Origin of the sequence: Congregibacter litoralis KT71, from assembly GCF_000153125.2 — a bacterium.
Classification (GTDB): Bacteria; Pseudomonadota; Gammaproteobacteria; order Pseudomonadales; family Halieaceae; genus Congregibacter; species Congregibacter litoralis.
This window is the reverse complement of the sequence record NZ_CM002299.1, coordinates 3,234,437-3,256,972: the sequence shown is the minus strand read 5'-3', so window position 1 is coordinate 3,256,972 and position 22,536 is coordinate 3,234,437. Positions and strand designations below refer to the sequence as shown.

Annotated in this window: 21 protein-coding genes and 1 pseudogene; 19 read left to right on the top strand and 3 right to left on the bottom strand. The window is 59.5% G+C overall.

Annotation, left to right across the window (positions count from 1 at the left end):
• Nucleotides 1-26 precede the first annotated feature (26 nt).
• From cysC to KT71_RS14760, 18 genes and pseudogenes are all read left to right on the top strand, one after another.
• Nucleotides 27-644 (top strand): adenylyl-sulfate kinase, encoded by a 618-nt coding sequence (cysC, locus tag KT71_RS14845; RefSeq protein ID WP_008294550.1) that lies wholly within the window; start codon nt 27-29, stop codon nt 642-644.
• A gap of 90 nt (nt 645-734) precedes the next feature.
• Nucleotides 735-1,919, top strand: coding sequence for a sulfate adenylyltransferase (gene sat / locus KT71_RS14840; protein WP_008294551.1), 1,185 nt, complete (start codon nt 735-737; stop codon nt 1,917-1,919).
• A gap of 117 nt (nt 1,920-2,036) precedes the next feature.
• Nucleotides 2,037-3,089, top strand: coding sequence for a type II secretion system protein GspC (gene gspC, locus KT71_RS14835; RefSeq protein ID WP_023660139.1), 1,053 nt, complete (start codon nt 2,037-2,039; stop codon nt 3,087-3,089).
• Nucleotides 3,086-5,176, top strand: a complete 2,091-nt coding sequence (gspD, locus tag KT71_RS14830; RefSeq protein WP_008294553.1) for a type II secretion system secretin GspD — start codon at nt 3,086-3,088, stop codon at nt 5,174-5,176. Before gspC ends, gspD begins: the two co-directional genes overlap by 4 nt.
• On the top strand, nt 5,173-6,690 hold the full coding sequence (gene gspE / locus KT71_RS14825) for a type II secretion system ATPase GspE (protein WP_008294554.1): 1,518 nt from the start codon (nt 5,173-5,175) through the stop codon (nt 6,688-6,690). The genes gspD and gspE overlap by 4 nt, the downstream gene beginning before the upstream one ends.
• A gap of 12 nt (nt 6,691-6,702) precedes the next feature.
• Entirely contained in the window at nt 6,703-7,923 is a 1,221-nt protein-coding gene (gspF, locus tag KT71_RS14820) for a type II secretion system inner membrane protein GspF (protein WP_008294555.1), read from the top strand.
• Between the two features lie 4 nt (nt 7,924-7,927).
• Entirely contained in the window at nt 7,928-8,377 is a 450-nt protein-coding gene (gene gspG, locus KT71_RS14815) for a type II secretion system major pseudopilin GspG (RefSeq protein WP_008294556.1), read from the top strand.
• Between the two features lie 4 nt (nt 8,378-8,381).
• Nucleotides 8,382-8,963: a prepilin-type N-terminal cleavage/methylation domain-containing protein gene (locus tag KT71_RS14810; RefSeq protein WP_008294557.1), complete on the top strand. Its 582-nt coding sequence runs from the start codon at nt 8,382-8,384 to the stop codon at nt 8,961-8,963.
• Nucleotides 8,953-9,378 carry a type II secretion system minor pseudopilin GspI gene (gene gspI, locus KT71_RS14805; RefSeq protein WP_238549429.1) on the top strand — a complete coding sequence of 142 codons (426 nt, stop codon included), beginning with the start codon at nt 8,953-8,955 and terminating at the stop codon, nt 9,376-9,378. Before KT71_RS14810 ends, gspI begins: the two co-directional genes overlap by 11 nt.
• A complete protein-coding gene (gspJ, locus tag KT71_RS14800; protein ID WP_008294559.1) occupies nt 9,371-10,021 on the top strand; it encodes a type II secretion system minor pseudopilin GspJ in 651 nt (216 codons plus the stop codon). The genes gspI and gspJ overlap by 8 nt, the downstream gene beginning before the upstream one ends.
• A gap of 7 nt (nt 10,022-10,028) precedes the next feature.
• Entirely contained in the window at nt 10,029-11,069 is a 1,041-nt protein-coding gene (gspK, locus tag KT71_RS14795) for a type II secretion system minor pseudopilin GspK (protein ID WP_169729161.1), read from the top strand.
• Nucleotides 11,066-12,259 carry a type II secretion system protein GspL gene (gene gspL / locus KT71_RS14790; RefSeq protein WP_008294561.1) on the top strand — a complete coding sequence of 398 codons (1,194 nt, stop codon included), beginning with the start codon at nt 11,066-11,068 and terminating at the stop codon, nt 12,257-12,259. The genes gspK and gspL overlap by 4 nt, the downstream gene beginning before the upstream one ends.
• Complete coding sequence (locus KT71_RS14785) at nt 12,256-12,735, top strand: type II secretion system protein M (RefSeq protein ID WP_008294562.1); 480 nt, start codon at nt 12,256-12,258, stop codon at nt 12,733-12,735. The genes gspL and KT71_RS14785 overlap by 4 nt, the downstream gene beginning before the upstream one ends.
• On the top strand, nt 12,732-13,493 hold the full coding sequence (locus tag KT71_RS14780) for a type II secretion system protein N (protein ID WP_008294563.1): 762 nt from the start codon (nt 12,732-12,734) through the stop codon (nt 13,491-13,493). The genes KT71_RS14785 and KT71_RS14780 overlap by 4 nt, the downstream gene beginning before the upstream one ends.
• Before the next feature lie 54 nt (nt 13,494-13,547).
• Nucleotides 13,548-13,718 (top strand): annotated as a pseudogene (locus tag KT71_RS14775) (rubredoxin); the annotation flags it as partial.
• 6 nt (nt 13,719-13,724) lie between these two features.
• On the top strand, nt 13,725-15,536 hold the full coding sequence (locus tag KT71_RS14770; RefSeq protein WP_008294565.1) for an aminopeptidase P family protein: 1,812 nt from the start codon (nt 13,725-13,727) through the stop codon (nt 15,534-15,536).
• Between the two features lie 102 nt (nt 15,537-15,638).
• On the top strand, nt 15,639-16,994 hold the full coding sequence (locus tag KT71_RS14765) for a sodium-dependent transporter (RefSeq protein WP_008294566.1): 1,356 nt from the start codon (nt 15,639-15,641) through the stop codon (nt 16,992-16,994).
• A 15-nt stretch (nt 16,995-17,009) separates the two neighbouring features.
• Entirely contained in the window at nt 17,010-18,410 is a 1,401-nt protein-coding gene (locus KT71_RS14760) for an alanine/glycine:cation symporter family protein (RefSeq protein ID WP_008294567.1), read from the top strand.
• On the opposite strand, the gene cls is transcribed toward KT71_RS14760, so the two are convergent.
• A complete protein-coding gene (gene cls / locus KT71_RS14755; RefSeq protein WP_008294568.1) occupies nt 18,405-19,841 on the bottom strand; it encodes a cardiolipin synthase in 1,437 nt (478 codons plus the stop codon). The two genes, KT71_RS14760 and cls, sit on opposite strands and share 6 nt — an antisense overlap.
• A 3-nt stretch (nt 19,842-19,844) precedes the next feature.
• The gene (locus KT71_RS20705; RefSeq protein WP_154662955.1) at nt 19,845-20,021 is read right to left on the bottom strand and encodes a hypothetical protein; all 177 of its coding nucleotides are present in this window, start codon (nt 20,019-20,021) and stop codon (nt 19,845-19,847) included.
• A gap of 163 nt (nt 20,022-20,184) precedes the next feature.
• On the opposite strand from KT71_RS20705, the gene KT71_RS14750 reads away from it, so the two are divergent.
• Nucleotides 20,185-21,363, top strand: a complete 1,179-nt coding sequence (locus KT71_RS14750) for a pyridoxal phosphate-dependent aminotransferase (protein ID WP_008294569.1) — start codon at nt 20,185-20,187, stop codon at nt 21,361-21,363.
• Nucleotides 21,364-21,435: 72 nt separating this feature from the next.
• Here the strand turns inward: KT71_RS14750 and KT71_RS14745 are convergent, their stop codons facing one another.
• Nucleotides 21,436-22,533 carry a S1C family serine protease gene (locus KT71_RS14745; protein ID WP_023660135.1) on the bottom strand — a complete coding sequence of 366 codons (1,098 nt, stop codon included), beginning with the start codon at nt 22,531-22,533 and terminating at the stop codon, nt 21,436-21,438.
• Nucleotides 22,534-22,536 lie beyond the last annotated feature (3 nt).

Below are 22,536 nucleotides of genomic sequence, written 5' to 3'. Positions count from 1 at the left end.
AAAACAACGACTACCGAGGAACAAACATGGCTGAGCAAAAAGCCACCAACGTCCATTGGCACGAAGGGGACATCACCCGGGATCATCGCGCCAAGATTCTGGGCCATCGCGGCGCCACCATCTGGTTTACGGGCCTCTCGGGCAGTGGCAAGAGCACCGTGGCGGTGGAACTCGAAGGCGTGCTCCATGAGCATGGTGTTCTGGCCTACCGTCTGGACGGCGATAACGTTCGCATGGGTATCAACAAGAATCTCGGCTTTTCCGCCGAAGACCGTACAGAAAACATTCGCCGCATCGGCGAAGTCGCCAAGCTGTTTGCCGATAGTGGCGTTATAGCCCTGTCCAGCTTCATCAGTCCCTATGTTGCGGACCGCGATGCCGTGCGAGAGCTCCACGCGGCGGCAGGCATCGATTTTATTGAGGTATTCGTCGATTGCTCTCTGGAAGCGGCCGAAAGCCGTGATCCCAAGGGCCTTTACAAAAAAGCTCGCGCGGGGGAGATCAAGAACTTCACGGGCATTGATGATCCCTATGAAGCGCCGCCCGCCGCGGAGATTCACCTGCACTCCGACGAGCAGAGTCTGGACGAGGAAGTCGCCCGGATTCTGCAGGAACTCCGCGGACGCGGCATTATCCCTGACTGAATTACCGGGGTGGCCAGTGCCCACAACGCCCGGGCACTGGTCCTCAGACAACCGCCCTCCGCCATTGTGCTGCTAAAAAAGGATAGTTAAATGATTAAGCCCCACGGTTCCCGGGAACTGCATCCGCTCTACGTATACGACGACAAGGCGCGTAGCGCCCTTCTGACAGAAGCGGAATCCCTGCCATCTATGCTGCTGAACTCGGCCGCCGCAGCCAATGCCGTCATGCTGGGCGCCGGATATTTCAATCCGCTGCCGGGCTATATGACCCTTGGGGATGCGCTATCCGTGGCGGAGCGCCTCCGGACGGAGTCCGGCATCTTCTGGCCCGTGCCCATCCTCAATGTGACCCATGATCAGGATATCGAGGCGGGTACCCGCATTGCCCTGAGAGACCCCAATGTCGAAGGGAATCCGGTACTCGCGGTGATGGACGTCACCGCTGTGGAGGAGGCAAGCGAGGAACAGTTAAAGCACATTGCGAGCAATGTGTTCCGAACCCTTGATCCCGAGCACCCCGGCGTCGCCACGTTTATGAGCCTGGGTAATCGCGTGGTATCCGGTCCCATTCAAGTGCTGAATTTCTCCTACTTCGCCACGGACTTTCCCGATACCTTTCGTACCGCCGTTGATATTCGCGCCGAAATTGCCGAGCGGGGCTGGGAAAAAGTCGTCGCCTTCCAGACACGAAATCCCATGCACCGGGCCCACGAAGAGCTCTGTCGTATGGCGATGAACGATCTGGGTGCCGACGGTATTTTGATCCATATGCTCCTGGGTAAGCTCAAGCCCGGTGATATTCCCGCCGATGTCCGGGACGCCTCCATACGCAAGATGGTCGAGGTGTACTTCCCCCCGAACACGGTAATGGTCACGGGCTATGGTTTCGATATGCTGTATGCGGGGCCCCGGGAAGCCGTGCTCCATGCAGTGTTTCGCCAAAACTGTGGCTGCAGCCATTTGATTGTCGGGCGGGATCATGCCGGCGTGGGTGACTACTACGGAGGCTTCGACGCGCAGACGGTCTTCGACGAGGAGGTTCCCGAGGGCGCGCTGGAGATTGATATCTACCGCGCAGACCACACGGCCTATAGTCGCAAGCTGGATAAGGTTGTGATGATGCGCGACGCGCCGGATCACGAAAAAGAGGATTTTGTCCTGCTGTCGGGTACCGCTGTCAGGGAAATGCTGGGACAGGGGATCGCTCCGCCACCGGAATTCTCGCGGCCCGAGGTGGCAAAAATACTTATGGATTATTACCACAGCCAGGATTAACGCCGCCGCCGTTTTTGTGGCGAGCCTGTCATATTAGTGTCACAATTTTCACCTTCAATGGCGGCTCCCTGAGAGAGGGTCATTGAAGTCACACAACTGGTAAAGCTGGGAGCAGCGGTGACGGCGCTTTGGCAGACACGGTTGGCAAGCTTCACATCCCAGATGAACAACGGGGCTGTGACGGCGTTCCGCTATTTTTCCCGGCCGACCATATTTTCCCGCCTCAAAAAAGGCGCGGTTGTGCTGCTCTGCCTGTGGATTGCCCTATCCCTGTGGACCGGACTCTGGAGCTTTTTTCCCGAGGCGAAACCTCTGCCTCAGACAGAGGTCATTAACCCGGTAACGAGTGGATCGTCGGGGGGGACGAGGACATCGGTAGACATTGAGGCCCTCGCAGCTGCGCACCTCTTCGGAGAGCCCGGGACCGTCGTCAGTCCCGAAGCGCTGGCAGCGGCGACCGGTCGGGCTCCTGCCATGAGTGAGTCCGAGGCAAGTGTGGCCCTGGCGGGCATTGAGGACGGTGCCCCGGACACCCGACTTCCCCTCCTGTTGAAAGGAGTTTTGGCGGCGTCCGAGGCAGGTCTGGGGCAGGCAGTTATTGAGCATCGCAATGCCCAGGACCTTTATCAGGTCGGTGATGAGTTGCCGGTCAGTGGTGAGGTCGTACTGGCGAAGGTGCTCCCGGCGCTCGTGGTGTTGGATAACGGTGGTCGCTACGAGGTTCTGCGCCTCTTTGAGGACAGTGAGCTTTCGGCGTCTGTAGCCACTGCCTCGCGGACTCAGCCTGCGTCGACAGATGCCGGAGCGATGGACGTAACAGTAGATGCCGAGGCAGCGGAGATTGCATCCGCCTATCGCGAGCGTCTTTATCGCGATCCCCAGTCGCTGGTGGAGGTCGTCCGCGTAGCCGCCGTGCGGGAGGGTGACCAGCTTCGGGGTTATCGTGTGAGTCCGGGGAACGCGGCAGATGAGTTTTCAGCTCTGGGTTTTCAGTCGGGTGATCTGGTGACCGCTATCAATGGCATGTCCCTCACGGATCCGGCAAATACCGTGAGGCTTTACCAGGCAATGCGCTCCGCCAAGGAGGCAGTTTTCGAATTACAGCGCAAGGGAGAGTCCGTGACGCTTAACGTTGATCTTGGTGCATCCACCGTAGGGAATGGTTCGTGACTGCTTTTTTATCTCAGTGTCTCCTCCTCTGGCGCCGGAAGTGGGTCGTCGCTGCACGTCGCTCTTCAGCCATCGCTGTGCTCCTGTCTCTGTCCCTGTTATCGCTCCCGGTGCAAGTCGTGGAGGCCCAGGATTTCACCGTCAATCTGAAAGAGACAGATATTCAGGAGCTCATCAAGTTTGTTTCCGAGGCCACCGACACGACCATCGTTGTAGACCCATCGGTCAAGGGAAAGGTCAAAGTGGTCTCCTCGCGGCCCGTCAATGCCAGCGAACTGTACGATCTCTTTCTGGCGATACTCGATGTCCACGGGTATACCGCCGTGCGCTCCGGGGGCGTGGTGCGGGTTATTCAGAACAAGGATGCCCGCTCGGCATCGGTTCCCGTAGCTGATGCCGCCGGGGTAGTGGGTACCGTTAACGATGAGTACGTCACCCAGGTGTTACGTCTGGAAAATATTTCTGCTGCGAAACTGATACCGGTCCTCCGGCCCCTGGTGCCTCAGCAGGCACACATGGCGGCCTACGCACCGAGCAACGCGATTATCATTTCTGATTCCGCGTCCAACATCAGCCGTATCCAGGACATCATCGAGCGCATGGATCAGTCGGCGGTACAGGAGACCGACGTTATTGCCCTGCGCTACGCGGTAGCGGAAGACGTGGTGAGAATGCTCGAAAAGCTCAACGCCTCGGAAGCCAAGAATAACGGTGGTGAGGTCGACGTGTTGTTGGTCCCGGATAAGCGTACCAACAGCGTGCTGGTGACCGGTGACGAGCTGCAACGGGCGCGGATTCGCAGCCTGGTGGCCTATGTCGACACGCCCCTGGAGCAGACGGGCAACGTGAAGGTCATTTATCTTGAGTACGCTCAGGCAACCGCTATCGCTGAAGTCCTCACCCGGGTCATGCAGAATATCAACAAGCTCGATACCGGGGATGCCAAAGCGGCCCGCGCGTCGAGCAACACCGCGACCATCGAGGCCGATGAAGGTACTAACTCACTGATCATCACCGCCGATGCCGACGAAATGGCGGCCCTTGAATCGGTGATTACGCGTCTGGATATTCGCCGGGCTCAGGTTCTCGTGGAAGCGATTATCGTGGAGCTTGAGGTCACCGACGGTCAGGATCTGGGTCTCCAGTGGCTCTTCGCCAATGACAGTGGCTTTTACGGCAGTAGCATTAATGCCTCGGACAGTCGGGCGCGAAACATTGCGGGTGCGATTCTGCCGCCGGATAGCGATGGCGGCACGGGATCTACCACGGGGGATTTTGATGTCGGGAATCTGGCGGCGGCCCTTGCCGGTTCCGCGGGACTGTCCCTCGGTTGGGGGGTGGTCGGTGAAGACCTCAGCATGACCGTAATCCTCAACGCTCTCGAAGAGCAGAGTAATGCGAATATCTTGTCCACGCCGAGCCTTTTGACCCTGGATAACCAGGAGGCCTTTATCACCGTGGGACAACAGGTACCCTTTATCACCGGGTCCTTCACCAATACCGGCGGCAATAACGGGGCCCAGAATCCTTTCCAGACCATTGAGCGGGAAAACGTGGGTATTACCCTCACGGTTACGCCTCAGGTCAACGAAGGTGATTCGGTGGTTCTCGAAATCGAGCAGGAGGTGAATTCGCTTACGGGCGCGACCCTGGTCGCGTCGGCCGCCGCGGCAGACCTCATTACCAATGAGCGCAAGATTCGCACCAAGGTGCTGGCGGAGGACGGCCGGGTCGTGGTGCTCGGGGGCCTCATCAAGGATGACGTGCAAAGCACCGAGCAGCGGGTCCCCATTCTGGGCGATATTCCCTACCTGGGCCGCCTGTTCCGCAACGACGCGGTCTCCGTCAGCAAGACGAATTTGATGATCTTTATCCGTCCCACCATCATTCGGGATGACAAGGATATTGCGGGAGCGACAGCCCTAAAGTATCGCCACATACGGGATCAGCAGCGTGCGCAGCGGGAGCAGGGTCTATTGTTCTTTGGCGAAGACGAGGTGCCGGTCCTGCCGGACTGGGAGCAACAGATACTCCAGCTTGAGACGATCCGCGAGGATATCAGGGCGCCGGAGCCTGAGTCGCCGTGAGCGAGGGGCAAGCCGCAGTAGCCACGCTAGATGGCGTAGAGGTCGCCCCCGGCAAGCTTCCCTTCAGCTTTGCAAAAGCCCATCGGGTCGTCATTGATCCTCAGGCTCCCCATCGCGTGCTTCACAGCGGAGCCCTGACTGCCGATGTGCTCCTGGAACTGCGCCGGCGCATCGGTCGGGACCTGGAACTCCAGACCCTTGCGCCAACGGAATTTCAGAGTCAGCTGTCCCGCGCCTATCAGCGGGATAACAGCGAGGCGGTGCAGATGGCCGCCGATATCAGCTCCGATGTAGACCTCAGTCGTCTCGCCGAAGAAATTCCGGATGAGGGAGACTTGATGGATGGAGAGGACGACGCGCCGATCATTCGTCTCATCAATGCAATTCTTTCCGAGGCGGTCCGCGAGAAGGCCTCGGATGTTCACATCGAGACCTTTGAAGAAAAGCTCAGCATCCGCTATCGCATTGATGGCGTGCTCTCGGAGGTGCTGTCGCCGAAGCGCATGCTGGGGCCTCTGCTCGTATCCCGTCTGAAGGTGATGGCCAGGCTGGATATTGCCGAGCGGCGTATTCCCCAGGACGGGCGAATCTCCGTGCGCATCGCCGGCCACGCCGTGGACATCCGCATGTCTACCATCCCCTCGGCCTACGGTGAGCGCGTGGTGCTTCGGCTTCTGGACAAGCAGTCGGGGCAACTGCAGCTTGCTCAGCTGGCCATGCCCGAGGCCGTCTACGGGGGCTTTCGCAGCGCCCTGAAAAGCCCCCACGGCATTATTCTCGTGACGGGTCCCACGGGCTCGGGTAAGACCACAACCCTGTACGCCGGGCTGAGTGAAATCAACGATGCGGCGCGCAATATCATGACCATTGAGGATCCGGTGGAATACATGCTGCCGGGGATTGGTCAGACCCAGGTAAACACCAAGGTGGACATGACCTTTGCCCGGGGATTGCGGGCCATTTTGCGTCAGGACCCGGATGTCGTGATGGTCGGCGAAATTCGCGATCTGGAGACCGCCGAGATAGCGGTGCAGGCCTCCTTAACGGGACACCTGGTGCTTTCTACCCTGCACACCAATACGGCCATTGGCGCAGTCACCCGGCTTCAGGATATGGGCGTGGAGTCCTTTCTCCTGTCTTCCAGTCTTATCGCGGTAATGGCGCAGCGTCTCGTGAGACTTCTGTGTCCCGAGTGTCGACGGGGCACGAATCCTACGGAGGGAGAAGCGCAGCTTTTGGGGATTTCCGAGGCTGAGCGCGGCACCACCACTCTTTACCAGGCCGTGGGATGCTCCGAATGTAACCACAGTGGCTACCGCGGCCGCAGCGCTATCTACGAACTCATTGAGATCGATGATCAGCTCCGAAGCCTCATACACGACGGTGCTTCCGAGCAGGCCATTAGCGAGGCTGCGAGACGACACTCAGCAAGTATTCAGGATGATGGTCGCCGACGGATTCTTGCGGGGGATACGAGCCTGCAGGAAGTGCTGCGTGTCACTTCCGTGGCCTGAGCGCGTTAGTTCATGACGGCTTATCGCTATCGAGCGTTGGATCCTGAGGGCAAGCTCATTCGAGGTGTTGTGGAGGCGGACTCCGAGCGGCAGGTTCGCGTGCAGTTGCGCACCCGGGAGCTTCGCCCCGTGGAGGTGCAGAGCGCCGCGCGCGGTGAGGCGGCGAACGGCAGCCTGCGCCAGCGTTTGCTGCCCACCCGCATCAAAGGGGCTGACCTGGCGTTGCTGACCCGGCAGCTCGCCACCCTCGTCCAGTCAAACCTTCCTCTGGCAGATTGTCTCCAGGCAACCGCGGAGCAAACCCGACGACCGCGGATAAAAGCCATGTTGCTGCAGATTCGTTCCCGGGTCAGCGAAGGCCACACCCTGGCTTACGCCATGGCAGAGTTCCCCCTGGCTTTTAATGAAATGTACCGGGCTATGGTGACGGCGGGGGAGCACGCGGGATTTTTAGGCCCGGTGCTGGAGCAACTCGCCGACTACGCCGAGCGTCGTCAGCACAGCGGTCAGCAGCTGCGCATGGCGATGATCTATCCCTTCATCTTGCTGGGTGTGGCCGTGGCGGTGATCGTCGCCCTCATGGTGTTTGTGGTCCCCGAGCTCATTGGCATTTTCTCCCAAAGTAACCGCGAACTACCCGGTCTCACCGTTGCCCTCATCGCTGCCAGTGATTTTTTCCGGTCCTATAGCCTGTGGTTGTTCATCGGTCTGGCGTTGCTGCTCGTGGGCGCCCGGCGCTTACTCCGGGACCCCCGGCGGCGTTTGCTGTGGCATGGTTTTTTATTGCGCATGCCCGGTATCTCAGGACTCATCGTTGCCCTTGATACCGCACGTTTTGCATCGACACTCAGTATTCTCATGGCCAGCGGTGTTCCGCTCCTTGAAGCCCTGCGCATCGCGGGCCAGGTGCTGGTCAACCTCGTGCTCCGCGCGGAGAGTGAGGACGTGGCCTTGCGCGTACAGGAGGGAAGCAGCCTCAGTCGTGCCCTGGGAGAGGCGGGGCACTTTCCACCGATGATGGTCCACATGGTCGCCAGCGGCGAGAGCAGCGGTTCCCTGGAAGACATGCTTGAGCGCTCCGCAAACAACCAGGAGCGCGAACTGGAAATGACCCTGGGTACGGTGATGGGCCTGTTTGAGCCACTGATGGTAGTTTTTATGGGGGGGATGGTGCTACTGATCGTGTTGGCAATCCTCCTGCCGATTTTTGATTTGAACACAATGGTGAGGTAAGGAAATGCAGCGCAAAGCCCGCATGGGATCACAGGGAGGCTTTTCCCTCGTAGAGATACTGGTGGTCCTGGTAATCATGGGATTGTTGATCAGCATCGTGGCGCCGACGGTGCTTAACCGTGCCGACGACGCCCGCATCCAGAAAGCCCAGGCTGACTTCAAAGCCATCGAGACGGCACTGAAAATTTACCGCCTTGATAACTACGTGTATCCGAGTACGGAGCAGGGGCTCGAAGCCCTTGTTACTCCCAGTCCTATCGACCCTACGCCGAGGAACTTCAAGGAGGGTGGTTACCTGGCAGAGCTGCCCCTGGATCCCTGGGGGCGACCTTATCTCTACCTGAGTCCGGGAGAGAACGGCGAGGTTGATATCTACACCCTCGGCGCGGACGGGCTGTCCGGTGGTGAGGATCAGAATGCGGATATCGGTAACTGGAAAAAAGAAGAGAACTGACCCCATGGGGGTTCAACAGGGTTTCAGCCTGATCGAGATGCTGGTGGTGCTGTTCGTGATTGTACTCATGACCAGCCTCGTGACCTTGAACGTCAATTCCGGCGCCAGCGATCGTGTCGTGCAGGAACGTCTGGAGACCCTCACGGCGGTAGCGGCATACGCCATGGATGAAGCGCAGTTCAGCGGCACGGACTTTGGTGTGCTGTTTGCAAACGCGACGAATGAGCAGGGAGAGCCCTCCGTGGCAGTGCACTGGCGCCAGCGTTTGCAGGCCGGGTGGCGGCAGCCACAGCGGTCGCCGGAGCTGTTTACCAGTCTCGAATTTCCCGCGGATACCCGATTGCAAATCAGTCTCGATGACGTGGAAGTACTGCCCGTGTCGGCAGACGCGGCGGACCCGCGCAGGGGTACCTCGCCGCAGTGGCTGTTGTCCGCCAGCGGCGAGACTCAGGCGGGTGAACTGCTGATTAGGAACGCTGACGATGATAAACAGCTGTTTCGCCTTGTCTGGGATCCTCTGGGCCGCTTTACGCAGTACCGCGGGGAGAACGAGACATCGATCAATGACTATGCCTTTGCGCCCTAGTTTCCTCACAGGGCACCGTCGATCCCATGGCTTTACCCTCGTCGAGGTCATGGTCGCTCTCGCGGTCGTCGCCCTGGCCGTGCCCGCGCTGCTGTTTACCATGGATCAGCAGATCGACGGGACGGCCTATATCCGGGACCGCTCCCTCGCCCAGGTGGTGGCAACTAACCGTCTCGCGGAGCTGCGCCTTGCTCTTCGGGGCGGTGGGCAAACGCTGCGGGGCAGTAATACCGGCAGCGAAGTCATGGCAGGGCGCGACTGGTTCTGGCGGGTGCAGAGTCAGGCGACAGAAGTTCCCGATTTTTCCCGCGTGGAGATTCAGGTGCGTAGGGATGCGGAAGAGCGCGCGCCCAGTCTCTATACCCTGGTCGCGTTCATTGCGGCGCGCAGTGAGGGAGGGAGCGCCAGTGACTGATCCGGGACAGCGCGGTTTCACTCTGGTGGAAGTGCTGATTGCTCTGGCGATTACCGCCTTCGTCGCCGCGGCCTCCTACAGCGGTATATCGTCGACGCTCACCGGTGCAGAGCAGCTTCGCACGGCGAGTGAACGCACGCGGGACCTGAATCGCGCCCTCGCGTTCCTGAACCGGGATTTACGGCAGTTCAGCAATCGTCCCGTGCGGGATGAATTCGGAGGTATGCAGCCCGCGCTCTCCGGTGGTCCCCTGGCATTTTATCCCCTGTCCCTCACCCGCGATGGATGGTCAAACACCCTCCAACAACCGCGAAGTGAGCTTCAGCGCGTGTTCTATTACCTGGAGGAGGACTCCCTCTGGCGAGCGTATTACCCGGTGCTTGATCGTGCCGTGGATGCCGAACCCCAGCGCATGGAGCTGCTTCAGCAGGTAACCGCATTGGAACTGCGTTTTCTCGACACCCTGGACAATCTGCAGCTGGATAGAGACCTGGTGGTGGACACCCGGGGCTGGCGCGAGAGTTGGGTCGCCGACCCCGGAGCGGGTAATGCCGTGCCTCCGCCGCCGGTGGCCCTTGAGTTGCGCATCGAATTGGCAGACCTGGGGGAGGTGAGACGACTCTATGAATTGCCCCTGCGCTAATCGCCCTTTGTCCCCGCCGCCCCGTCCCCAACAGGGCGTTGCCCTTGTCGTGGCCCTGCTGGTGTTCACCATTTGCGCGAGTGTGCTGGTCGCCCTGCAGCGGGATTTTGACCTCAGCTACCGACGGGGGCTGAACAGCTTTGTGGCAGAGCAGAGTTGGGCCTATCTTCGCGGGGCCGAGGAACTCGCCGCCCTGGCCCTCACCCTGGATTACGAGGCCGATCTGGCGGCGGAAATCCCTCGGGATGATCTCAGGGAAATCTGGGCGCAGCAGGCAACGCCTTACGCCCTGGACGAGGGCGGCTGGATGTACGGTAGTCTCGCCGATCTTCAGGGGCGCTTTAATCTGAACAGTCTCGGTGCCCAGCCGACCACGGGGACCATTCCCTATTCGCCCGCACAGCAGACTTTTATCCGCCTCCTTCAGGCGCTGGACTCGACGGAGGTCGACGAGTTCACCGCGGCAGCGATTACCGACGCCGTTGCCGACTGGATAGACAGTGATGATGAGCCGCGGCTCAATGGCGCTGAGAGTGCTTTTTATGTGTCCCTGCAGCCGTCCTATCGGCCGGGGAACCGTCCCATGGTCAGCGTGAGCGAGTTACAGGCGGTCTCGGGCGTGACGCCGGCAATCTATCAGGCCCTGAAGTCCCTGGTGACCGTTTGGCCCCAGGTGCCCGCAGGCATCAATATTCATACGGCTCCCCAGCCGGTGCTTCGAGCGTTAAATGGAAACGACATCCTGCAGCCTCTCTCCGTGGCCGACGGACAATCATTGATTCAGCAGCGCGAAGAAACGGGTTTTGCGAATCTTGAGGAGTTTCTGCAGCTGGAGGTTTTTGCCGGTGCACAGCTGTCAGGCGTAGCAAGCTTACTCACGGAGTCCTCCTCCTACTTCCTTCTTGCGTCCCGTGTGGAGATTGCCGACCGTGAGCAGCGGTTGTACAGTGTGCTCCGCCGCGAAGCGCGCGAGATCGACGTGTTACAACGCATCAACGCCAGTCTCTATGACATGCCCAGTCTTCCTCCTCTTGAGAGTCTCCCGTGAACAAAAACCTGAGCGTCATCTGTCTTCGTGAAGATCAGCTCTTCTGGTTGGACGCCGGTGTCCTCCACGCGCTGGATGAGGATGGGGCGCGCGAGCGCCTGAGCCTGTGCCTGGGAGAGCGGGACCACGGAATAGTGTTCGCAGCCCCCGGCGGGGATGTGCGCCTGCAAGCCCTGACCGTGAGTCCCGAGGAAAAAAAGCATCTGGAAGCTTCCCTGCCTTTCATGCTCGAAGAATCCCTTACGGACAATATTGAAGACGTGCACTTTGCGCGCCGGGCCGTAGACAAGACACGCTATGGCGTGGGGATGGTCGACAAACAGCTGATGCACCATTGGGAAACACAGCTGGACGTCTTTGCCCGACAGGTTCCCTGGATTCCCGAGCCCCTTTTACTCCCCTGGTCCGCCGGAGAATGGACCCTTGTCATCGAGGCCGAGACCACGCTGCTGCGCTATGGTTTGCAGGAGGGGACCCGCGTGGAGAATAGCCTGCTGCCCGCGCTCCTTGGCGCCCTGCGGGACGACGCCCCACCGGAGCGCGTGCTGGTATACGGCGAACAGGATGCCGTCGGTGAAAATATTCTCGCGGCGCTGGAGGACCTCGATCTGCAATGGCGCCGGGGCGGGCTTGAAGAAGCGCTTCTCCTCAGCGAGGACGGCCGCTCCCAGCTCAATCTGCTCCAGGGCGAATTCGCACCCCAGTTACCCTACGGGCGATGGTGGCGGGAGTGGCGGGCCATCGCTGCCCTGCTTCTCCTTGCGCTGTCCGTGCACCTGGCTTCCGGATGGTTGGATCTCAAGCGGCTTCAGCGGGAAAACCTCGTCCTGCGCCAGGAAATTGAAACGGTGTACCGCGGTATCAATCCCCGCGGAGCGATCGTCGATGCTGAAAAGCAGTTACGCCGCCAGCTGGATGGTTTGCGAGGGGGTGCTACCGGGGGCACGTTCACCGGACTTCTTGCGCCTCTGGGGGCCGCACTTTCGCCTCAGGAGGATACGGTGCTGGCGAGTCTGAGCTACAGCCAGAGGAATGCAGAGTTGCGGGTAAACCTGTTGACGGCGAATTTTGCTGAGGTGGAATCTTTGCGCGGGTCGCTGGAGGCAGCCGGTTTAAGCGCCAGTCTCGAAAGCTCTTCGCGCAGCGGTGATCGCGTTCGCGCTCGACTGCGCATAGGAGAGCGTCCATGAAAGACTGGTTCGAACGCTACACCCTCCGAGAGCAGCTGGCGCTTCTTGCCATGGCCCTGGTGGTCACGCTTTACCTTCTGGGCGTGTTTGTTATTCAGCCCCTGGGGCAGGCCCGGGCGGATTTGGCTGCCCGCAACACGGCGACCGCTGAGGCATTACTTCGCGTGGATGCCATGGCCACGGAAATTCGCGCTCTAGAAGACACCGAAGGGAGTACCCGCGGTACGCGGTCTGCGAATCTCAGCGCATCGCTGAATCAGAGTGCCGGTCGCTACGCGCTCCGGGTAAGTCGATTGCAGCCCAACAGCCAGGGTTCCGTGCAGCTGCGCTTTGAGTCTGCTCCCCTGGATGCGCTGCTTCGCTGGATCCACGAGTTGGAGACGACACAGGGCCTGCGTGTGGATGATCTATCCCTGAGCCAGACAAGCACCGCGGGCACCGTGAGTGCGACGCTTCGGGTCGCTGCCGGACCATGAGGCCCCTGCTGTGGTCAGGGGCATTCCTGGGTGCCTTGCTTCTTTTGCTTCTTGCCAGCTTGCAGACACCGGCCCGTGTGCTCAGCTATGTATTGAATTCCCAGCAAGTACAGTTATCGGCAATGAGTGGAACCCTGGGTCATGGAAGTGCCATGCGTGCGCGGGTCCAGACACCGGGGGGGTATCTGCATTTGGGGGAGGTCAACTGGACCCTGGATCTCATGAGCCTGGTGACGCTCTCGCCCAAAGTGCATCTTCGCAGTGCCTGGGGTGAGCAACGGGGAACGCTGGAACTCAGCGTTGCCGGTGATGTGCTGATCATTGAGGATCTCGATGTGAGTCTGGATGCCGCGCTGCTCCAGCGGCTGCTGCCCGTAGAACTTACGGGACGTCTTGAGCTCCTCTTCGATGAACTACGGGTTACCCGCAGCGACCTGCTATCCGCTGAGGGCCGTCTGGTCTGGCAGGGCGCTGCCTGGCAGTCGCCCCGGGGTGTCCATGTACTCGGCAGCTACGCGGCGAGCATCACCAGCCCGGTGGAGCAGCAGGTGATCGCCGATGTCGTTACCCTGGCCGGTCCGGTGGAGGCTTCCGGCGTCGTGGACCTTGATCAGAAACGCTTTACCATCGATCTGCGTATAGAAAGTCCGGGGCAGGCTCTGGACGCTGAGCTTGCCCAGGCCCTATCCCTCATTGCCAGCCCGGAAGAAAATGGCTACCGTCTGCGCCTTGACGGAGAGGTCGCGCAGGGTCCTTAGACCCCTGTCCACAACCCTAATCCTTTTTATGACGTACCCGGAGACCAAAGCACCATGAGTGAGCAGTCCTTTCGCAAGTTTGAATGCATTGTCTGTGGCCTGATCTATGACGAAGCCGAGGGCTGGCCTGATGATGGCATTCCCGCGGGAACCCTCTGGGAGGATGTACCCGAAGACTGGCTGTGCCCCGACTGTGGTGTTGGCAAAGAAGACTTCGAGCAAGTCTGAATCATGACGGCACCGGCAGCCCTGGGCGGCACAGATCAAAGAGCGAAGCTCGCCACCCTGCGAGAAGAACTCGCCCGTCGCGGTGTGGATGCCCTGTGTATCCCCCGGGCCGATGAATATCTGGGGGAATACATTCCCGCCCACAACGAACGTCTGCGGTGGTTGACGGACTTCACGGGGTCCGCGGGCATGGCGATTGTCACGGCGAACGATGCAGCGATTTTTACCGATGGACGCTACACGGTGCAGGTGCGACGGCAGGTCGACGGGGAGGAGTACCAGTATCGCCAGCTCTTGGAAGAGCCGCCCCTGCAGTGGCTGAGCGAACATCTCGCGGCGGGGAGCAAGGTGCTGATCGATCCCCGGATGTGCACCCTCGACTGGTATCGGGAAGCGCAAGAAGCTTTGAGCAAGGCGGATATCCAGATTGTGCTCAGCACGGATAACCCCATCGACCGCTGCTGGACCACGCGACCCGCACCCCTGATCAAGGAGGCACTGCTTTTAGAGGAGTCTTTCACGGGAGAGCACAGTCTGAGCAAGCGGGAGCGCCTGGGTAAAGCGGTTGCGGAGGCGGGTGCGGACGCAGCGCTGATATTCGCACCGGATTCCATCAGCTGGCTATTGAACGTCCGGGGCCGCGATGTGCCCCGCATGCCCGTGCTCCTTGGCTGCGCGCTTCTTGAATCCAATGGCCATGTGCAGTTGCTCGTCGATGAGCGGCGAATCCCCGAAGGATTTCATGAGCACACGGGCCCCGGCGTTTCCATCATTGCCGAAGATGAGGCAGGTCGCGTGCTTTCGGGCTACGCCGGAAAAACCGTTCTCGCCGATCCCACGACGGCGAACGCCTGGTCCCAGCAGTGTCTGGAAGAGGGAGGTGCAACGCTGCTGTCGGGAGAGGATCCCGTCCTGTTGCCCAAGGCCTGCAAGAACACAGTGGAAGTGGCCGGTGCCCGGGAAGCTCACCGACGCGACGCGGTCGCTGAAATTCGCTTTCTCGCGTGGCTCGACGGCGAAGTTGCCGCGGGCCGCTATCACGACGAAGGGTTGGTAGCAGAACGCCTGGAAGCGTTTCGGGCCGAGGGAAAGCACTTCCATGAACTTTCCTTTGATTCCATCTCTGCCTCCGCGGCCAACGGGGCCATGTGCCATTACAACCACCTCGATAGCACTCCTGCGCCCCTGGTTCCCGACAGTTTGTATCTGGTCGATAGTGGCGGGCAGTATTCCGACGGCACGACAGATATTACGCGCACCATTGCCATCGGCGAACCCAGCCAGGAAATGCGTGAGCTTTTCACCCTGGTGCTCAAGGGACATATCTCCCTTGATCGAGCGCGCTTTCCCCGGGGAACCACCGGCACGCACCTTGATGTTCTGGCGCGACAGCATCTGTGGCAGACCGGGCGCGATTACGATCACGGGACGGGCCACGGCGTGGGCGCCTTTCTGGGTGTGCATGAGGGCCCCCAGCGCATTGCCAAGGCATGGAATAGAACTCCCCTGGCTCCGGGCATGATTGTGAGTAATGAGCCCGGTTACTACCGCGATGGGGCCTTTGGCATCCGTTGCGAAAATCTCTGTGTCGTTCGCGAGGCAGAGACGGCGTCCGGGGAAGTTCCCATGCTGGAGTTTGACGCCCTGACCCTGGTGCCCTTTGACCGACGTTTGATTGATAGCAGCCTGTTGAGCCCTGAAGAACGTCAGTGGATTGATGACTACCACCTCCGGGTAGCTGAAGAGATCATGGAGCGTCTGGAGCATACTGACGACCGCGATTGGTTGCGTGCTGCCACCCGGCCCCTTTCCTGATTCCGGGTATCGTATCGGGCGGTGTGTTCCCTCCCCAAGCTGGCTGAAGCGCCGCACGCTTTTGTGTAGACTGCGACGCTGACCCACGTTCGGAGTTTTACTATGGCGGCTGCCGGCGGTGCTCATTCGCACTGGACTTCTCGCTTTGCATTTCTTATGGCCTCGGTGGGTTTTGCCGTCGGCCTTGGCAACATCTGGCGCTTCCCCTATGTCACCGGGGAGAACGGTGGTGCTGCTTTTGTTCTCATTTACCTGGGCTGCGCCTTCCTCATCGGGGTGCCTATCCTCATGGCCGAGTTGATGATCGGGCGGCGGGGCGATGCGGCTCCGCCTATTGCCATGGACAATGTCGCCAGGGAGAGCGGGCGCAGCTCCCAGTGGCGCTGGGTGGGGGGCATGGGATTGCTCGCCGCCTTTACCATTGAAATAGTGTATTCCGTGGTGGTGGGCTGGGTGCTCTGGTACCTGTACAAGGCAATCACTACGGGCTTTGCCGATGTCGACGCCCTGAATGCCGAGGCGCAGTTCACCGCGGTTCTCGGCGACAATTGGGGCATGCTTTTCTGGACCCTGGCGGGTCTCGCCATTACCGGTCTGATCATTTTTGCCGGCGTCAAAAACGGCATCGAGCGAGCCGTGACCATTATGATGCCCCTGATGTTTGCCCTGCTGGTGGCATTGGCAGGTTTCAACGTTTTTGCCGGTGGTTTCGGTGAGGCCGTGGCCTGGTTGTTTACGCCGGACTTCAGCAAGGTGAGCTTCGCAACGGTACTGGCCGCCATCGGGCAGGCGTTTTTCTCCATCGGTGTGGGTATGGGCGGCATGATGACCTACGGCTCCTATCTGCCCCGGAGTATTTCCATCAGCCAGTCGGTGCTGATTATCGTGATCGCGGATACGGGAGTGGCACTGCTGGCGGGTCTGGTGATTTTTCCCGCGGTCTTTAACTACGGACTTGATCCCGCCGCCGGCGCAGGTTTGATCTTCCAGACGCTGCCCGTGGCCTTTGCCCAGATGCCCGGCGGCTATATTTTCGCGGTGTTGTTCTTCCTCATGCTTGCTACGGCGGGCATCACCTCCATGGTGGGACTGGTGGAATCAGTGAACGCCTGGATTGAGGAACATTACGGCGTTTCCCGGCACAAGAGCGCCATGATTGTCGTCGGCTCTATCGCCGTGCTGAGCATTCTCAGCATTCTGTCCTATAACGTGATGGATGAGCTGCGTCTGGGCGATCGGAACTTCAATGATGCGGCGGATTACTTTTCCAATCAGATACTGTTGCCCCTGGGTGGATTGTTCATCGCGATTTTCGCGGGTTGGTTTATGCGCCGGGAGTTTTCCCGGGAAGAGTTCACCACCCTGGGCGAGACGGGTTATGCGATCTGGTACTTTCTGATCCGCTATGTCGTACCGCCGGCACTGCTGGTTATCTTCGTTTTAGGCGTTACGGATTAAGCACAGGGAACCCCCATGTTGGCGATGCTGAGCGATCTTCTCTGGAGCAAGGTGCTGGTTGTTATGCTGGTGGGCATCGGTCTCTATTTCACCGTCGCCTCCCGGTTTGTGCAGTTCCGGTATTTTGGCCGCATGTTCGCCGTACTCGGCTCTGCGCTACATCACGAAAAGGGGCACGTAAGTTCTTTTCAGGCCCTGGTGGTCAGCGTGGCCGGTCGCGTAGGCGGTGGCAACATTGCCGGCGTCGCCGTCGCCATCACCCTGGGGGGACCCGGCGCCGTTTTCTGGATGTGGGTCATTGGTCTCATGGGAATGGCCACCAGTTTCTTTGAATGCTCCCTGGCACAGCTGTACAAACGCTATGAACCCGATGGCAGTTTTCGGGGGGGACCCGCCTACTATCTGACCCGGGGCATCAATCAGCGGGGCCTGGCGATCATTTACTCGCTGCTGTTATTGATCACCTTTGGCTTTGGATTCAACGCGGTGCAGTCCTATGTGGTTGCCACGTCCCTGGATGTATCCTTCGGGGTGCCTACCTGGGCGAGCGGTCTGGCCCTTGTCGTATTTCTGGGTTTTGTGATTTTCGGAGGCATTCAGCGCATTGCCGCGGTCTCCGAGATTGTTGTACCCGTGATGGCGGTAAGCTACTTCGCCTGCGCTCTCCTCGTTATCGGTATCAACATTCAGGAGGTTCCGGCGGCCTTTGCCACGATTGTCAGCAGCGCGTTTGGTCTCGATTCGGCACTGGGCGGCGGTATCGGTGTGGCCATCATGCAGGGTGTCAAGCGCGGCTTGTTTAGTAATGAGGCGGGTCTGGGCAGTGCGCCCAATGTGGCGGCCGTCGCCTTTGTTCCCCATCCCGCCAATCAGGGGATTGTGCAGGCGTTCAGCGTGTTCATCGACACCATCGTCATGTGCAGCTGTACGGCGCTGATCATTCTGCTTTCGGATGTTTACCAACCCGGCGATGCGGGCGTTTCGGGAGTGGCTCTCACGCAAAGCGCCCTGGCGGAGCATCTTGGTGCCTGGGGTGGGAGCTTCGTGAGTATCGCGCTGGTGATGTTTGCCTTCAGCTCTATCATGTATAACTACTATCTCGGCGAGAATGCCCTGAATTACTTCAGTGAATCGAACCGCAAGCTGTTTGCCGTGTTCCGAATTACGGTACTCGGCCTGGTGTTCTGGGGAGCGGCTCAGGATCTGGGCACGGTGTTTGGTTTTGCCGATCTGACCATGGGGCTTCTCGGGGTGGTGAATCTCATCGGCCTGCTGTGGATGTCCAAGTTAGCGCTGCGACTGTTACGGGATTATGACGATCAGCTCGCCGCGGGCAAGGCTCCCCGCCTCAATCCCGATGATTTTTCAGATCTGGATATCGACCGGCGGGCCTGGCCTTCTCAAAAGGACTTATAAAACCGGTGACATCAGCCGCGCGGCGGCAATCGCCAGGGGAAACCAGAACGGTTTAGCCGCCAGCTCTTCGGCGGTCACCAGCCGTGAATTATCGAAGTCATTCAAGAGCATGGTTTCCACTTCATCACAAAAGTTCGAGTCGTGAACCAGCGCCGTGATTTCAAAGTTCAGCCGGAAGGAGCGGTTATCAAAATTAGCCGTCCCGACGCCTGCAAGCTCTCGGTCCAGCAATAGGACTTTCTGGTGCATGAAGGCGGGCTCGTAGCGGTAGACGGCAACCCCCGCGGGCAACAGCTCCCGGGTAAAGGACCAGTTTGCCAGGCCGACCACGGGACCATCAGCTCTATCGGGTATCATCACCCGAACATCAACGCCCCGCAGCGCTGCCAGCTGTAGCGCCGCAATAATCCCGCGGTCCGGAACAAAATAGGGACTGGCGATCCAGATGCGATCCTGGGCCTGGGTAATGACCTGATGAAACATCAGGCCGGCCTCGTCAAACTCGCTGGCCGGGTCCGAGGGAAACAGCAGCACGGAACAAGGCCCCCCTGCGTCTCTGGACAGTTCCCAGTTGAGGTCCAGCTGCTCCCGCCGCGCCCATAGCCAGTCCGTCGCGAAGGTGAGTTCCGCGCCGATGACTGCAGGACCCTGAATCTTTACATGGGTGTCTCGCCAGGGGCCGCGTTTTTTGTCTTCACTGAGGTATTCCACGCCAACGTTGTGACCGCCTATCCATGCGGTGACACCGTCGACCACAACGACTTTACGATGGTTGCGAAAGTTGAGCTGAAAACGGTTTCGTCGCCCGCGGGTGGTGTTAAAGGCTGCGAGTTCGACGCCGGCGTCCTCGAGCTGGCGATAGAGTGTGGTCTTGTCAAAACCTCGGGATCCCACCTCGTCGTAGAGGAGATGGACGCGAACGCCGGCCCGGGCCTTGGCTGCCAGAACCTCGCCCAGGCGTCTGCCGAGGGCGTCATCGCGCATAATATAAAACTGAAAAAGAACGTAACGCTCGGCGCTCCGAAGACCGGCCTCTATGCTGTCAAAGGTGTTGTAGCCATCAATGAGAAGCTCAACGGTGTTCCCCCGCACCGTGGGGAGCCTCGCCAGACGATGAAGGCTGCGGTAAAAGGCAGCGGACGCGTCACTCGCCTGAAAATCAAAGAGTTCACTTCGGGGAATTTGCAGGCGCGATTCTGCCCGGGCTTCTATCTGCTCCCGTTCCTGAATGTAGCCGTCGAATTTATTGCGTCCGAAGACCAGGTATAGGGGCACGCTGACGTAGGGCAGGGTGAGCAATGAGACCACCCAGGCGATGGAGCCCTGGGCAGTACGCGCCTGGAGTATGGCATCGATGGCACTAAGGATCGCCCCGAGGTACACCACCGCCAATACGATGCCGATAATCTCTGGGTTGTAACTGATATCCATAGCTCAGGGCGTTGCGTCGCCAGTGTTATGGTCGGATCGTGCGTCCATGGGGGAGGCGGGTGACGAGGGTGATTCAGGCGCTCCGGGCGTGCTTTCTCCGGGAATAAACTGGATAACCGCCATCACCAATAAAAACAGACTCAGGAGCAGCCATCGCACCGCACTTTTTTTGTCTTTCAAGCTTTTTATCCTTTCTCAGGCTCTTGCTACGCCGTTGTTGCGCCCCCGTTGATCGCTGATCCCACGAGGGTCCAATTTACCGGAGAAGATTAGCATGGGCCCGGTACGAGTTGAGAGCACTGCTGCGCTATACTTCGCGACCTTATTTTCAGGTTATACCCCTATGTTTACCCCCCGCTACGCACGTATCACTGAGCGCCTCTCCGCCGACGGTAGCGACGTCTGGGCCGTGCACGACCGAGCGCTGGAGATGCAGCGAAATGGCGATGACGTCATCCTCCTGTCTGTAGGCGATCCGGATTTTAGAACGCCAGAGCCGATTATTGATAATGCGGTAAGCCATCTGCGCGTGGGTCGAACCCACTACTCACCGTCCCTGGGCGAAATTAAGCTGCGTCGTGCCGTTGCCGACCTCGAGACAAGAACGTCCCCTTACCCCTGCAATGCCGATGAGGTCGCGATCTTTCCCGGGGCAACCTCGGCCATCTACGCCACGCTGTCCTGCTTACTGGATCCCGGTGACGAGATCGTTGTGCCGGAACCGATGTATGTGGGGTATGTGCCGATTTTTCAGGGGCTTGATCTTAAGGTCCGCACGGTTCCCCTGGAGGTACAGAACGGTTTTTCCCTGGATGTCAGCGCTGTGAAAGCCACCATCAGCGACAAGACGCGGGTGCTGTTTATCAATACGCCGGGCAACCCCACGGGGGCAATCATTCCCGCTGCCGATATAAGGGAGCTCGCCAACTATTGTCGCGAGCGCAATATCTGGTTGGTCTGTGACGAGGTTTATTCCATGTTCTGCTACGAGGGAAAGCACGTATCCGCCCGGGCCAGTGCAGAATCTCTGGAGAATATTGTGATGATTGACGGTCTGTCAAAGTCCCATGCCATGAGCGGCTGGCGTATCGGCTGGGTTGTGGCACCGCCTACCCTGATTCTGCGTTTGGGGAGTTACGCGGGTGCCACTCTTTTTGGAAGTCCGCAGTTTATTCAGGACGCCAGTGCTTTTGCCCTGGAGAATGATCAGCAGTATGTGCGGGAAATGCGGGATGAGTATCGCAAGCGTCGGGATTATGTGCTGGATAAGCTTGGGAAAGTGAAAAACATCCGCTGCAGCCGGCCCCATGCGGGTATGTTTGTCATGTGTGACGTCAGCGCTACGGGACTCGATGGCAAGGCGTTTGCGGAGCAGCTACTTACGGAGCAGGCCGTCTCAGTCATTCCCGGTGATGCCTTCGGCCCCTCCGCTGCGAACTTCGTTCGCCTGGGTTTGGCGCAGAATCATTCGGTTTTGAAACGTGCCTGCAAGCGCATCAGGGTATTTTGCGCGGCGATCTAGGAACCATCATCCATCACTCTGACATCACCGTCTGTTTGCGGTATTTCCTTGTCGCAACTCCGTGGCAACTCCCTATTGCGACTCCGTGAGCACTACCTCAAAGTCAAACTCCCGATCGCCGCGGCGGGCTTTTACAGAGACCGTATCACCCGCTTTGTGGCGTTCCATGAGCGACAGGTAGTCGTCGTGGCTATTGATGGTCTCCCCATCGATGGCAACGATGATGTCACCGAGCAATAAATCACCCCGGCTGCCCCGGGAAATGCCCCGGATACCTGCTTCCGCTGCGGGGAGCCCGGGAAACACCCGGACCACGGGAATGCCCTTGATACCGTAACGGCGGCGCCAGCGATCGCTGGCCAGTTCAATCCCCATGATAGGACGAAGGATGCGGCCATAGCTGATAAGTTGCGGCACCACCTCGCGCACCGTATTGACGGGTATCGCAAAACCAATACCGGCGCTGGCACCGCTGGGACTGTAAATTGCAGTGTTTACGCCGATAAGCTGTCCCAGGGAGTTGAGCAGGGGGCCGCCGGAGTTTCCGGGATTGATCGCGGCATCCGTCTGTACAACGCCACGAATCTGTCTGCCGCTGGGGGCGCGGATTTCTCTTCCCAGGGCACTGACGACGCCCGTGGTCAGCGTGGTATCCAAGCCAAAGGGGTTGCCTATCGCCAGGACTTTTCGCCCCACGGACAGCTCGGTGGAATCCCCCAGGGGCAGGGTGGTGAGATCCGACGGCGGATCCAGCAGACGGAGCACCGCGAGATCTTTTTCCGGGGCGCTTCCGATGAGTTCCGCTGCGTAGCTGTCGCCGTTCTGCAAGGTCACCTGCATCCGACTGGCGTCGGCGACGACATGATAATTGGTCACTATCAGGCCACTGTCATGCCAGACAAAGCCCGATCCCGAGCCCCGGGGAATCTCCATGACATCCATGGAAAATCGGCTTCGGCGACGCAGCGTCGTCGTCGTGACATAAACCACCGCGGGACTGGCTTTGCTGAAGATCTCTGTGCTGTTCGCTTCGTCTTCCGTGGCAAAACTGAGATAGTCGACGGCTTCCTCCGCCTGGACCGCGCCCGCTGCCGGGACAAGAACCGTCAGCAGGCCACCGAAGAGAGCAGGGCGTAGCGCAGACAATAGCTGCTGGAGGCGGCGCAGCATGGT

Excerpts from the sequence above, each read along its gene's own strand:
- cysC (WP_008294550.1), top strand. The coding sequence starts at position 27 with ATGGCTGAGCAAAAAGCCACCAACGTCCATTGGCACGAAGGGGACATC.
- sat (WP_008294551.1), top strand. The coding sequence starts at position 735 with ATGATTAAGCCCCACGGTTCCCGGGAACTGCATCCGCTCTACGTATAC.
- gspF (WP_008294555.1), top strand. The coding sequence starts at position 6,703 with ATGACGGCTTATCGCTATCGAGCGTTGGATCCTGAGGGCAAGCTCATT.
- gspG (WP_008294556.1), top strand. The coding sequence starts at position 7,928 with ATGCAGCGCAAAGCCCGCATGGGATCACAGGGAGGCTTTTCCCTCGTA.
- KT71_RS14810 (WP_008294557.1), top strand. The coding sequence starts at position 8,382 with ATGGGGGTTCAACAGGGTTTCAGCCTGATCGAGATGCTGGTGGTGCTG.
- KT71_RS14785 (WP_008294562.1), top strand. The coding sequence starts at position 12,256 with ATGAAAGACTGGTTCGAACGCTACACCCTCCGAGAGCAGCTGGCGCTT.
- KT71_RS14780 (WP_008294563.1), top strand. The coding sequence starts at position 12,732 with ATGAGGCCCCTGCTGTGGTCAGGGGCATTCCTGGGTGCCTTGCTTCTT.
- KT71_RS14770 (WP_008294565.1), top strand. The coding sequence starts at position 13,725 with ATGACGGCACCGGCAGCCCTGGGCGGCACAGATCAAAGAGCGAAGCTC.
- KT71_RS14765 (WP_008294566.1), top strand. The coding sequence starts at position 15,639 with ATGGCGGCTGCCGGCGGTGCTCATTCGCACTGGACTTCTCGCTTTGCA.
- KT71_RS14760 (WP_008294567.1), top strand. The coding sequence starts at position 17,010 with ATGTTGGCGATGCTGAGCGATCTTCTCTGGAGCAAGGTGCTGGTTGTT.
- cls (WP_008294568.1), bottom strand. The coding sequence starts at position 19,841 with ATGGATATCAGTTACAACCCAGAGATTATCGGCATCGTATTGGCGGTG.
- KT71_RS14750 (WP_008294569.1), top strand. The coding sequence starts at position 20,185 with ATGTTTACCCCCCGCTACGCACGTATCACTGAGCGCCTCTCCGCCGAC.
- KT71_RS14745 (WP_023660135.1), bottom strand. The coding sequence starts at position 22,533 with ATGCTGCGCCGCCTCCAGCAGCTATTGTCTGCGCTACGCCCTGCTCTC.